The following is a 12,361-nucleotide window of genomic DNA, read 5'->3' on the forward strand; positions in this document are numbered from 1 at the left end:
GCCCGGATCGGTGCGCTCCGGGCGGTCGGCCGCGACTCACTTGATCTCGTAGTTCTGGCCGAGCAGTACGGACACGTCCGCGTTGGCGGCGGGCTTGCCCTGCTTCACCGCGTCGTCCGGAATTCCCAGGGTCGCCGCGACCTGCGCAGCCTTCTCCTTGTCCGCCGGGGTCCGGTAGACGACCTCGGACAGGGACACGGCCGCGGACGTGCCGCCACCGATGAAGGTGTAGCCGCCATTGATCAGCTTGACCCGGGCGGACCCCAGCCCCTCCTCGTTCCCCGTGGCGTTCTTGACGCCGACCCGCACGGGCGCGTCGGCGGCGGGGGCCTTGACCGTGCCGCCCAGGATGTCCTTGACGACGTTCTCGGTGGCCTCGTCGGTGAGCGACCCGTCGGCCTGCACCGGCAGCAGGGTCGTCTTGTAGTCGCCGAGCTTGGCGTGCTGGGCCAGCTTCGCCAGCGAGGCGCCCAGGTCCTTCTCGGGGAGCGACGGGTCGAGGATCTGCCCGAGTGTCTGCACGGTGACCGTGGCGGACTTCGGGTCGTCCGAGACCTTCCGCAGTACCCCGCGCATGACCGCCCCGAACCGGGTGAGCTGCTTGGCCTCGTCCTCGCCCTCCCCCCGGTACGTGGCGTAGGCGACGGCCATCTGGCCGCTCAGGGTCTGTGCCTCGCCCTTCTTCACGAGCGGGGAGGCGCCCTTCTTGGCGTCCGGCACATCGGTGTCGGTGTCGACCTCGATGTTGCCGACCAGATCGACCAGGGTCTCCAGGTACGGGGTGTCGAGCCGCCACGTGCCCGTGATGTCGGTACCGAGGAGGTTGCCGAGGGATTCGCGGGTGCCGGTGGTGCCGTCGGCGTCGACGGACTTGCCGAGGGTGGTGGCGACGCCGTCCTCGTCGGCCACCGCGAGCGAGTTGGGGAGCAGGACGGTGGTGCCCTGTTTGGTCGTCACATTGTCGACGAGCAGCGCCGTGGAGGTGCCGCCCTTCTTGGTGTTGTGCAGGTGGACCACGATGACGTCCCGCTTCTGGGGGCCCGTCGACGCCGCCGTGTCCTTGTCCGGGTCGGACAGGCCCGGGATCATCCCGGCGGACCAGAGGTAGCCGATCCCGCCGACCACGACCAGGGCCGCCACGACCACGAGCGCGACCATGCGGTTGCGGCCGCGGCGCCTGGCCTCCTCGCGCCGCTCGCTGCGGCTCTCGGTGAACTTCAGCCAGTCGATGACGTCTTCGGAATCCTCATCCGGCTCCTCGATGAACGAGAACTGCTCGGTGCGGTCGGCGCGGCGCTGCCCGGGGACGACCGGTTCGGGCTCCGGCTCTGGGCCCGCTCCGGTGTCGTGCCCGGGTCCGGCGGGGTCCGGCGGGGCCGGGGCGGCCGCGGGCGCGGACAGGGAGGACGGCTGCGCGGCGGCCTGCTGCGGCACGTTCCACTGCTGCGTGGTGTCGACGGCGGCGGGCTGCCGGCCGGTCTCGTAGCCGTAGTTGTCGTACCCGCCGTACCCCTGCTGCTGCGGCTGCTGCCCATACGGGTCGTACGCCTGCGGCTGCTGCTGCACGGCCTGCGGCTGCTGGGCGTAGGGGTCGTAGCCGTAGCCCTGATCGGCCTGCTGCGGCTGCTGCCCGTACGGGTCGTACGCCTGCGGCTGCTGCTGCACGGCCTGCGGCTGCTGGTACACCGGCTGCCCGTACTCGTCGTAGCCGACGATCTGCGGCTGCTGATAGTACGGATCGTACGGATTCTGTCGGTCGTTCACCGGTGCCCCTCTGCGTCGCTCATTCGCCGCGGTACAGCTGGCGCTTGTCGATGTAGCGGACCACACCGTCCGGCACCAGGTACCAGACCGGATCCCCCTGCGCGACTCTCTCACGGCAGTCCGTGGACGAGATCGCGAGCGCGGGAACCTCCACCAGGGAGACCCCGCCCTCCGGCAGTCCGGCGTCCGTGAGCACGTGTCCCGGCCGCGTCACGCCGATGAAGTGGGAGAGCGAGAACAGTTCGTCCGCGTCCCGCCAGGTGAGGATCTGGGAGAGCGCGTCGGCGCCGGTGATGAAGAAGAGGTCCGCGTCGCCGTTCATCGCGCGCAGGTCCCGCAGCGTGTCGATGGTGTACGTGGGGCCGCTGCGGTCGATGTCGCTCCGGCTGACCGAGAACTGCGGGTTGGACGCGGTCGCGATGACCGTCATCAGATAGCGGTCCTCGGCCGGGGAGACGTGCTTGTGGCTCTTCTGCCACGGCTGCCCGGTCGGGACGAAGATCACCTCGTCGAGGTGGAACTGGGCGGCCACTTCGCTGGCCGCCACCAGGTGTCCATGATGAATCGGGTCAAACGTCCCGCCCATCACGCCGAGTCGGCGCTTTCTGCGGCCGGTAGGCACTTCCTGCTCTCCCATGCGTGCAGAGCCTACTGGTACAGGTGTACGCCTTCGCCTCAGCGGTCGCGGTTGAAGCGGGTGGTGATCCACAGCAGGAGCAGCAGCGCGACGAACGCACCGCCCCCGGTGAGAAGCGGGTTGAGGCTTTCGTGGTTGCCGCCCTCTCCGCCTTCGGAGGCGAGGGTGACCAGCTGGTGCGCGGTGCTCGTGAGGCTCATCTTCGGCAGGACCTATCGATCGGGAGTCGGAAGGAAGACGTCGCGCACATCGTATGCGTGCGCCCCGGGCACGCTCACGCCGACTCAGTCGTTGTCGTCGTTGTTGCGGTATCCGCGGAGCAGGATCCATGCGAGCAGGACGGCTCCGACGAGCGAGGCGAGCAGCACGATGCGGAGCGTGCTGCCGGGTCCCTGCTCCCCGGAAGCGGCGGCGAGCAGAGCAACGGTGTGCGGCATGTCGGGCGTCTCCTCAGTTGTCCACAGCCCCCCGCACACCGTAGCCCCAGCGCCTACGCTGGGCTGTGTCAGGGGGGCGAGCGAGATCGCGTACGAACAGGGGGCCTATTCATGACCGAACGCAGCCACGAGACCCACGAGAACGTGCCGAGCAGGCAGCGGCGGCGATTCCCGGGCATCTCGTCCCGGGCCTACGAACACCCGGCGGACCGCTCGGCCCTGGTGGCCCTGCGCAAGCTGAGCGGCTTCGACACCGTGTTCAAGACGCTGAGCGGTCTGCTGCCCGAGCGCAGCCTGCGACTGCTCTTCCTCTCCGACTCCGTCCGGGTGAGCGACGCCCAGTTCAGCCATCTCAACGACATGCTTCGGGACGCCTGTTACATCCTGGACCTGGAGAAGGTCCCCCCGATGTATGTCAGCCAGAACCCGCAGCCCAACGCCATGTGCATCGGCCTCGACGAGCCGATCATCGTGGTGACGACAGGGCTGGTGGAGCTGCTCGACGAGGAGGAGATGCGGGCCGTCATCGGCCACGAAGTGGGGCACGCGCTCTCCGGTCACGCGGTGTACCGCACGATCCTCCTCTTCCTGACCAGCATCGCGGTGAAGGTCGCCTGGATCCCGCTCGGCAACGTCGCGGTCATGGCGATCGTGACGGCGCTGCGCGAGTGGTTCCGCAAGTCCGAGCTGTCGGCGGACCGGGCCGGGCTGCTCGTCGGCCAGGACCTCCGGGCGTCGATGCGCGGCTTGATGAAGATCGCGGGCGGCAACCACCTGCACGAGATGAACGTGGACGCCTTCCTCGCCCAGGCCGACGAGTACGAGAAGGGCGGCGACCTGCGCGACTCGGTGCTCAAGATCCTCAACCTGCTGCCCCGTTCGCACCCCTTCACCACGGTGCGCGCGGCCGAGCTGAAGAAGTGGTCCGAGACCCGCGACTACCAGCGGATCATGGACGGTCACTACCCGAAGCGCGAGGAGGACAAGGACACCTCGGTGACCAATTCCTTCCGCGAGTCCGCAGCCCATTACGCGGACACGGTGCGCTCCAGCAAGGACCCGCTGATGAAGCTGGTCGGGGACATAGCCGGGGGCGCCGGTGACCTGGGCGGCAAGCTCCGTGACAAGTTCACCGGCCAGGGCAGGGGCCCCGCGGGCAAGGAAGGCGGCGCCGAGGGGCCGGCGGACCCGGCCCGTTCCCAGGACGCCGGGGACTCGCAGGGGCCGGAGACGGAGTCGGGGCCGGGTTCTAGCGGGAGCTGAACGACAGGGTGCCGCAGAGCGCCGCCGCGGACCGGCCCGTCGCGTACGGGTCGGTGCCCGCGGGGCCGCGGAAGGCGGCGTGCTGTCCGGCGAGCAGGGGGCGCAGCGCGCCGGTGGTGTCCGCCGGACAGGCCTGCGGTCCGGCCTGGACGTAGCTGGTGCGCACCTCCAGCCGGTGCAGCCGCAGGTCCTCCTGGTCGAAGCGGAAGGTCAGCTCGCGCCGTACGGTGAAGAGGGAGGCGTCGCCCGTTTGCCGGGGGCCCGTGGTGGCCGGGCGCAGGGTGTAGGTGAAGGTGTGGTCCGAGGTCACCTCCAGGGTGTTGGCGCCCTCCTCCCGGTAGTCCAGCGTGCCTTTGACCTTGATGTCGGGAGCGGCCAGCGCCACCTTCGCCGGGTCGAACCGCACCAGCCAGCCGGTCGCGGCGTGCTGCCCGTCGTCCCGCGGTTTGTCCATGCTGCGCTCGAACTGGACGGTCTGGGCCGGGTCCAGCAGCATCTCGACCGGGCGCACGGCGACGCCGGTGAGCACGTCGGGGTCGAGCGAGGAGGCGGCCAGGTAGTCCTTGGCCGTGACCAGGGCGGCCCTCACCTGGGACTCGGAGAAATTGTCCGTCCGGCCGACCGGCGGCAGATTGATGCCATCAGCACCTGTTTCGAAGTGGGCGGCGGGGCTCCGGGCCAGGAGCGTGGCGGGAGTGCCACCCGGCACCACGCCCCGGGGGGCCAGGGGGATGACGGTCGATCTCAGCGGCTCGGCCGGTCGGGCGGTGGGCGCCCGGTAGGGCCTGCTCAGGCCGATGAAGACGGCCGCGCCGAAGGCCAGCGCGATCAGGAGGACCAGGACGACGGCTGCCCTGGGGCCGGTGCGCCAGCGCCGGGGCGGCAGGCTGCGTACGGCGGGGGCGTGGTCCTGGATGCGTTCCTGGGCGGAGAACTCCCGCAGCCGGGCAGCGCGCACGAACGACTCGTCGAAGACGAGTGAGCGGTACTCGTCCTCGCCGCCGCCCGCCGGGTTCCCGGGCCCATTCGGTGGTTCTCCGCGGTCTGCCATGACTTCTCCCGACTCCACGCCACCGGCCGGGGCCGAAACGCTTCGCTCCGCCTCGGCCCAGCGGCCACGGGCAGCGCCTGCCTGTCACGAGCCGGCAGAGCCTGCCCGTCATGAATGCGTATGACGTCGCACGACTGCGCATGTAACGGACGAGTGAGAAGCCCCCTCGGTGAGAGGGGTCATGTCTTCAGGGTAGGTCGATCGGGACCGGGGTAAACGCCCGGCCGAGGAGGAACCGCGGAGAACGGCCGAGAAGGGTCCCGGCCAGGGGCCGGGGACCGGCAGGGTCAGCCGGTGTGCGCGGTCGCGGACACCGTGGGGCGCGGGTAGTCCGGCGAAGCCTGCGGAGCGGTGCCGGGGGCAGCGCCCGGGGCGGTGTCCACGCCTGTCGTGGCGGGCGGCGGGGCGGGGTCCTGGCGACCGCCCGAGCTGTTCCGGTAGACCGCGCCGAAGGCCAGGGCGACCATTCCGACGCCCATCAGCACGGCGAGCAGCCAGGCCACCGGCCGGTGCCAGCGCCCCGCGCCCCGGTACGGCCGCAGACCGCCCCCGTACCGCCCGTAGGGGTCGTGGTCGTACGCGTCGTCGTCCAGGTCCGCGGGGTCGTCGTAGGTGCTTCGACGGGCGTACGCGCCGGGGCCGTACTCCTCGTCGTGGAGATCCTCGTCGAGCGGACCGCCGCGCGTCGACGCGCGGGCGGCCTCGGCCTCGGCACGCGCCTGGGCGGCCGCCAGCAGCCGCTCGACGGCGGTCGGCTCATGGATCTCGGCGGCCCGTACGAAGTCCTCGTCGAACACCACGGAGGCGAAGTCCTCGTCCGCGCCCCCGCGGTCGTCGTCGGGCTCCCAGCCGTCCGGGAACGGCCTGCCCCCCACGTCGTCCGGCACGTCTCCAGACTAGCCCCGCCCGGTCGTTCTGGGCAGGGAGCGCGCGACATTCACCGTGCCCGGAACGTCACCGCACGTGTCCGTCGCCGGTGACGATGTACTTCGTCGAGGTCAGCTCCGGCAGGCCCATCGGGCCCCTGGCGTGCAGCTTCTGCGTGGAGATGCCGATCTCGGCGCCGAAGCCGAACTGGCCGCCGTCGGTGAAACGGGTCGACGCGTTCACCGCCACCGTCGTGGAGTCCACCAACTGGGTGAAGCGGCGGGCCGCGGCCTGGGAGGTGGTCACGATCGCCTCGGTGTGACCGGAGGACCAGAGCCGGATGTGCGCGACGGCCGCGTCCAGCGAGTCGACGACGGCCGCGGCGATGTCGTACGAGAGGTACTCGGTCTCCCAGTCCTCCGGCGTCGCCTCCACCACCGTGGCCCTGGAGCCCTCGGCGTGGGCGAGGACCCACGCGTCGCCGTGGACCGTCACTCCCGCGTCGGCCAGCGCGTCCAGGGCACGGGGCAGGAACCGCGCGGCGATGTCCTGGTGGACCAGGAGCGTCTCGGCGGCGTTGCAGACGCTGGGGCGCTGCGCCTTGGAATTGACCAGGATGGCCACGGCCATGTCGAGGTCGGCCTCGGCGTCCACGTAGACGTGGCAGTTGCCGGTGCCGGTCTCGATGACCGGCACGGTGGACTCCTCGACCACGGTGCGGATCAGCGAGGCGCCACCGCGCGGGATCAGGACGTCGACGAGGCCGCGGGCGCGCATCAGCTCCCGTACCGAGTCGCGGCTCTCGCCCGGGACCAGCTGCACGGCGTCGGCCGGGAGTCCGGAGCCGCCGACCGCGTCGCGCAGCACCCGCACGAGCGCGGCGTTGGACGAGTACGCGGAGGACGAGCCGCGCAGCAGGACGGCGTTGCCGGACTTCAGGCAGAGGGCGGCCGCGTCGACCGTGACGTTGGGCCGGGCCTCGTAGATGATCCCGACCACGCCGAGCGGCACCCGGACCTGCCGGAGGTCGATGCCGTTGGGCAGCGTCGAGCCGCGGACGACCTCGCCGACCGGGTCGGGCAGCGCCGCCACGTGCCGCACGTCGGCGGCGATGGCACGGACGCGCTCCGGGGTGAGGGTGAGCCGGTCGATGACCGACTCGCTGGTGCCCGCCTCGCGGGCACGGGCGACGTCCTCGGCGTTCGCCTCGACGATCTCGCCGGTCCGCACCTCCAGCGCGTCCGCGATCGCCAGCAGCGCGTCGTCCTTCGCCGCGCGCGGCAGTGGCGCGATGTCGGCGGCGGCGGAGCGGGCCCGGTAGGCGGCCTGGGTGACCGGGGACATGTTGTCGTACGGCGAGAGCGTGGTCATGCCCGCAGGGTAGTGCGCGCACTGCGGGCATTCGCCGCTCATCCCGTGATGCGAGACGAATGCCCCGGAGCTCAGTACGGGTGGACTCCGACCGGGGCGGCCGGGGGCGGCCCGTATCCCTCGGCGACGCGCTGGTGGTACGTCTCGCGGTCGATGACCTCCAGGCCGACGATCTTCCAGGGCGGCAGCCTGGACGTGGAGCGGTGCTCGCCCCACAGCCGCAGGGCGACGGCCGCCGCGTCGTGCAGGTCCTGGGCCTCTTCCCAGTAGCGGATCTCCGCGTGGTCGTTGGCGTATCTGCTGGTCAGCAGGAAGGGATGGTCGTGCGCGAGCTGTTCGAGGCCGCGCCGGATCTCCTTCAGCGGTGTGGCGGCCCCCGAGACACTGAGCGTGATGTGCCACAGCTTCGACGGCGTGCGCTCCTCGCGCGCCGTCGGCTCGGGCTCGGTGGCCCGGTCCTCGTCGCCTCGGTCCGTCGTCCGGCTCCTGTCGAAGCCGGCACCTGCTCCGACGCTGGTCAGGGCCCGGCCACCCGTTCCTCGGGGTGGCGCCCCCGGGCGCGCTCGTCTCACCGGCGGCCTCCTGTGAATGCGATTGCTGTGCTGTACCCCGCTGTTTCCCCACTACAGAGTTGACCAGTCCGCGGCGGGGAATGGGACGGTTTTCGTGAAGGTCTGCGTACCGAGGCTGGACTTTCAGCCGTTTCAGGGGCCTGTCACGGGTGGAAAACGACCAGATCGTCCCTGTGTACGACCTCGCGTTCGTAGGCCGGGCCGAGCTCCCGCGCCAGATCCCGGGTGGAGCGGCCGAGTAGTTGCGGGATCTCCTTGGCGTCGAAGTTGACGAGGCCGCGGGCCACCGGGTGGCCCGTGAGGTCGCGCAGCTCCACCGGGTCGCCCGCGGTGAACTCGCCCTCGACGGAGGCGATCCCGGCGGGCAGCAGCGAGCTGTGGCGCTCGACGACCGCGGTCACGGCCCCGTCGTCCAGGGTCAGCGAGCCCTGCGGGGCGGAGGCGTGGGCGAGCCAGAGCAGCCGGTCCGCCGAGCGGCGTCCGGTGGGGTGGAAGTACGTGCCGGTGTCGCGGCCCGCCAGGGCGTCGGCTGCCCGGCCGGCCGAGGTGAGGACGACCGGGACCCCGGCGGCCGTGGCGATCCGGGCGGCCTCGACCTTGGTGACCATGCCGCCGGTGCCGACGCCCGCCTTGCCGGCGCTGCCGATGGTGACGCCCACCAGGTCGTCGGGGCCGGTGACCTCCGCGATCCGCGAAGTGCCCGGGGTACTGGGGTCGCCGTCATAGAGGCCGTCCACGTCGGAGAGGAGGACCAGCAGGTCGGCGCGGACGAGGTGGGCGACGAGCGCGGCGAGCCGGTCGTTGTCGCCGAACCGGATCTCGTCCGTGGCCACGGTGTCGTTCTCGTTGACGACCGGGAGCGCGCCCATGGCCAGGAGCTGGTCGAGGGTGCGGTAGGCGTTGCGGTAGTGGGCGCGGCGGCTGGTGTCGTTGCTGGTGAGCAGCACCTGGCCGACGCGCACGCCGTAGCGCGCGAAGGACGCGGTGTAGCGGGCCACGAGCAGTCCCTGGCCGACGCTGGCGGCGGCCTGCTGCCTGGCCAGGTCCTTGGGACGGCGCAGCAGGCCGAGCGGGGCGAGCCCGGCCGCGATGGCGCCGCTGGAGACCAGCACGATCTCGCGTTCCCCGCCGCTGCGCACCTTGGTCAGTACGTCGACGAGCGCGTCGACGCGGTCGGCGTCGAGGCCGCCCGCCGCGGTGGTGAGGGAGGAGGAACCGACCTTGACCACGATCCTGCGGGCTTCCGTGACGCCCTGCCTTGCCCCTGACACGTCCATCCCCAATGATTTCGGCCGCTCCGGCCCCCGCAATCTACGCGAGCGGCGGCGGGGGCGCTCGGGCGTTCCGCTCCCTGGACCCCGCACGGGTGGACACCCCCGCATCGATCCTCCGATTGCGAAGGAATGGTGAATACGAAATACACACCCTTCACCCGGGCGAACATTCGGTCACCTTTGGCCAAATCCCAACTGTCCGTACAAGCAACCGTTGGGGCACCCCGATCATCTAACAGCCGATAGGGTGCACGGCGGGCAGCGCGCCATGCCCGTTTTCCAGCGGCATGGACCCCGTATCGGACGCCGCCAGAGGGACTTCTACAGACATGGGACAGCAGCAATGCCAGTCAAAGTAAGTGTCGTCATTCCTGTGTACAACCCCGGCGAGTACATCGATCCCTGCATCGATTCGCTTCTGCGTCAGACCCTCCCGGCGGGAGAGTTCGAAGTCCTCTTCGTCAACGACGGCTCGACGGACGACACGCGCGAGCGACTGGAGAAGCTGGCCGGGGAGCACCCCCATTTCCGTGTCATCACCATCCCGAATTCCGGCTGGCCGGGGAAGCCCCGCAACATCGGCGTGGGCGAGGCCGCGGGCGAGTACATCCAGTTCGTCGACCAGGACGACCACCTCGCCCCCGACGCCCTGCGACGGCTGTACGAGATGGGGCGGCGCAACGGCTCCGACATCGTCATCGGCAAGGTGGCCAGCAACTTCCGCGGCGTCCCGCACGGCGTGTTCAAGCAGAACCGCGAGAAGTGCACGCTGCGTGACGCCCCGCTCTACGACAGCCTCACCCCGCACAAGATGTTCCGTACGGAGTTCCTCCGGAAGAACGGCATCGCCTACCCCGAGGGGAAGCGCCGTCTGGAGGACCAGCTCTACATGATGGAGGCGTACTTCCCGGCGGAAGTCGTCTCCATCCTGGGTGACTACACCTGCTACTTCTACTCCCGCCGCGACGACGGCAAGAACGCGGGTTCCACCAGGATCGTCCCGTCCGCCTACTACGGGAACCTCCGCGAGGTCCTGGACGTGGTGATGGCCAACACCGAACCGGGCGACTTCCGCGACCTGCTGCTCCGCCGCTTCTACCGGGTCGAGATGCTCAGCAGGCTCAGTGAACCCGCGGTGGTCAAGTACCAGCCCGACTTCTTCAACCAGATGTGCGACGCGATCCGGCCGCTGGCCCTCGAGTTCATGGGGGACGGGGTGCACGACGGGCTCGGTCCGCTGCTGCGGCTGCGCTCCACCCTGCTGCGCGCGGACGACCGGGAGGGGCTGCTGCGGATCGCCCGGTTCGGCGGTTCCGTCAAGGCCGCGGCCCGTCTGGAGGAATTCGCCTGGCAGCCGGACGGCAGCGCCACCGTCACCGTCACCGCCCGGCTGGTCCGGGGCGAGGACGAGGCACCGGTGAAGCTGCTGCGCCGGGACGACCGCTACTTCCTGCACCCGGACAACGAGGGCGCCCAGGCGGCCGGGGAGGAACTCGTCGACGTCACCGAGGACCTCGACGGGTTCTCCGCCGAGATGTCCCTGCGCAACCGCGAGACGGCCGTCGAGTGGCCCTGCCCCGCGACGTTCACCCGGCGGGTCGAGGACCTCGGCGACGGTGCCTGCGAAGTGGTCCTGCACGGCAGCGGCCGGCTCCCCACGGAGGCGGTCAAGGGCCGCGGCCGGCTCGCACGCGGCTTCTGGGACGTCTGGGTGCCGCTGCGCGGCCTCGGCCTGGTCCGCAAGGCCCGACTCGGCGCCGACCGCGCCCCGGAGGTGGACGCCGCCTGCCTGCCCGCCTCGCTGGGCTCACCGGCCCGAGCCGTCATCCCGTACTTCACCGACCCGTTCGGCAACCTCACGCTCGATGTCGCCCGGCGCAGCAAGACGCTCGCGGCCTACCTGGCCGACCGGCCGGTGACGCGCGCGCCCGGCCGCCGTGCCGAACTCCGGCTGGACCTGTTCACCACCGCGGCGACCGCCGCCTCCGAAGTCCAGCTGGTCCTGAGCCCCGCGTCCGGGTCCGGCGCCACGCACACGCTGCGCACCTCGCTCCACCCCACCGGGGGCCGGGCCCACATCGCCGTGCCCGCCCGCGCGCCCGGCGTGGCGGCGGGGGCCTGGAACCTCGCCGTGCGGCTGGACGGCGAGAAGCGCCCCGCGCTCGCGCTGTGCGCCGTCACGCTCTCCGAGGGCGGCCGCATCACGGTGGACCAGGAACTGCCCGAGGTCCCGGCGGCCGTCATGGCGGACGTGGCCGCCAAGCGCCGGAAGGCCACCCTGCGCCGTGCGCTGCGCGCGGTCGGCGGCCCCATCGTGCGCAGGCTCCCGGCCAAGGGCCGCAAGCGGGTGCGTCGTCTGGCCGCCCGGTTCACCGGCTGAGCCGGCCGGCCGTACCTCTACGTCGTCTTCCCTCTACGCCTTCCCTCTACGTCTTCCTCCCACCCGAACGAATCAGCACCAGAACAAGGACGTGATCGCATGCGGCAGCTCTCCATCGAAGGAGCCTGGGTGCATGAGCCCAAGGTCTTCCCGGACAGCCGCGGCAGCTTCCACGAGTGGTTCAAGGCCGCGGAGCTCGGCGAGGCCGTCGGCCACACGCTGCGGCTGGCACAGGCCAACTTCTCCGTCTCCAGCCGGGGCACGCTGCGCGGAGTGCACTTCGCCGACGTGCCGCCGAGCCAGGCGAAGTACGTCAAGTGCGTGCGCGGCGCGGTGCTCGACGTCATCGTGGACATCCGGGTCGGCTCCCCCACCTACAAGCGGTGGGAGGCCGTCCGGCTCGACGACGTGGACCACCGCTCCGTCTACCTCGCCGAGGGCCTCGGCCACGCCTTCATGGCGCTGACCGACGACGCCTCGGTCGCCTATCTCTGCTCCGAGGGCTACGCGCCCGGGCGCGAGCACGGCATCAACCCGCTCGACCCCGAGCTGGGCATCGAGTGGCCCGCGGACCTCACCCCGCTGCTGTCCGACAAGGACGCGGCGGCCCCCTCCCTGGCCGAGGCCGAGCAGCAGGGCCTGCTGCCCACGTACGAGGCCTGCCAGGAGTACTACGCCCGCCTGCGCGCCCGCGGCTGAGCCCCGGACGGTACGCCCGAGCCCCCGCGGGTCCGTGCGACGGACC

12 protein-coding genes are annotated in these 12,361 nt (G+C 71.2%); 3 read left to right on the forward strand and 9 right to left on the reverse strand.

Annotation, left to right across the window (positions count from 1 at the left end; genetic code table 11):
- Nucleotides 1–36: 36 nt before the first annotated feature.
- The 4 genes from ACFCV8_RS32445 to ACFCV8_RS32460 all read right to left on the reverse strand — a co-directional run bounded on the left by ACFCV8_RS32445 (nucleotide 37) and on the right by ACFCV8_RS32460 (nucleotide 2,838).
- Nucleotides 37–1,764, reverse strand: a complete 1,728-nt coding sequence (locus tag ACFCV8_RS32445; RefSeq protein ID WP_376689079.1) for an LCP family protein — start codon at nucleotides 1,762–1,764, stop codon at nucleotides 37–39.
- Between the two features lie 19 nt (nucleotides 1,765–1,783).
- Nucleotides 1,784–2,401 (reverse strand): nicotinate-nucleotide adenylyltransferase, encoded by a 618-nt coding sequence (gene nadD, locus ACFCV8_RS32450; RefSeq protein WP_376689080.1) that lies wholly within the window; start codon nucleotides 2,399–2,401, stop codon nucleotides 1,784–1,786.
- A 38-nt stretch (nucleotides 2,402–2,439) separates the two neighbouring features.
- Complete coding sequence (locus ACFCV8_RS32455; RefSeq protein ID WP_376689081.1) at nucleotides 2,440–2,601, reverse strand: hypothetical protein; 162 nt, start codon at nucleotides 2,599–2,601, stop codon at nucleotides 2,440–2,442.
- Nucleotides 2,602–2,685: 84 nt separating this feature from the next.
- A complete protein-coding gene (locus ACFCV8_RS32460; protein WP_376689082.1) occupies nucleotides 2,686–2,838 on the reverse strand; it encodes a hypothetical protein in 153 nt (50 codons plus the stop codon).
- 111 nt (nucleotides 2,839–2,949) lie between these two features.
- On the opposite strand from ACFCV8_RS32460, the gene ACFCV8_RS32465 reads away from it, so the two are divergent.
- Nucleotides 2,950–4,101, forward strand: a complete 1,152-nt coding sequence (locus ACFCV8_RS32465) for a M48 family metallopeptidase (protein WP_376689083.1) — start codon at nucleotides 2,950–2,952, stop codon at nucleotides 4,099–4,101.
- On the opposite strand, the gene ACFCV8_RS32470 is transcribed toward ACFCV8_RS32465, so the two are convergent.
- The 5 genes from ACFCV8_RS32470 to proB form a co-directional block, all read right to left on the reverse strand.
- Entirely contained in the window at nucleotides 4,088–5,152 is a 1,065-nt protein-coding gene (locus tag ACFCV8_RS32470; RefSeq protein ID WP_376689084.1) for a hypothetical protein, read from the reverse strand. The two genes, ACFCV8_RS32465 and ACFCV8_RS32470, sit on opposite strands and share 14 nt — an antisense overlap.
- Before the next feature lie 287 nt (nucleotides 5,153–5,439).
- Complete coding sequence (locus ACFCV8_RS32475) at nucleotides 5,440–6,039, reverse strand: hypothetical protein (protein WP_376689085.1); 600 nt, start codon at nucleotides 6,037–6,039, stop codon at nucleotides 5,440–5,442.
- A 67-nt stretch (nucleotides 6,040–6,106) separates the two neighbouring features.
- The gene (locus tag ACFCV8_RS32480) at nucleotides 6,107–7,390 is read right to left on the reverse strand and encodes a glutamate-5-semialdehyde dehydrogenase (RefSeq protein WP_376689086.1); all 1,284 of its coding nucleotides are present in this window, start codon (nucleotides 7,388–7,390) and stop codon (nucleotides 6,107–6,109) included.
- A gap of 71 nt (nucleotides 7,391–7,461) precedes the next feature.
- Nucleotides 7,462–7,962 (reverse strand): hypothetical protein, encoded by a 501-nt coding sequence (locus tag ACFCV8_RS32485; protein ID WP_376689087.1) that lies wholly within the window; start codon nucleotides 7,960–7,962, stop codon nucleotides 7,462–7,464.
- A 143-nt stretch (nucleotides 7,963–8,105) separates the two neighbouring features.
- A complete protein-coding gene (gene proB / locus ACFCV8_RS32490; RefSeq protein ID WP_376689090.1) occupies nucleotides 8,106–9,191 on the reverse strand; it encodes a glutamate 5-kinase in 1,086 nt (361 codons plus the stop codon).
- A 388-nt stretch (nucleotides 9,192–9,579) separates the two neighbouring features.
- On the opposite strand from proB, the gene ACFCV8_RS32495 reads away from it, so the two are divergent.
- Together ACFCV8_RS32495 and rfbC are read left to right on the forward strand one after the other, a co-directional pair.
- Nucleotides 9,580–11,616 (forward strand): glycosyltransferase family 2 protein, encoded by a 2,037-nt coding sequence (locus ACFCV8_RS32495; protein ID WP_376689088.1) that lies wholly within the window; start codon nucleotides 9,580–9,582, stop codon nucleotides 11,614–11,616.
- Between the two features lie 99 nt (nucleotides 11,617–11,715).
- Entirely contained in the window at nucleotides 11,716–12,315 is a 600-nt protein-coding gene (gene rfbC / locus ACFCV8_RS32500; RefSeq protein WP_376689089.1) for a dTDP-4-dehydrorhamnose 3,5-epimerase, read from the forward strand.
- Nucleotides 12,316–12,361 lie beyond the last annotated feature (46 nt).

Source organism: Streptomyces sp. NPDC056347, from assembly GCF_042262625.1.
Classification (GTDB): Bacteria; Actinomycetota; Actinomycetes; order Streptomycetales; family Streptomycetaceae; genus Streptomyces.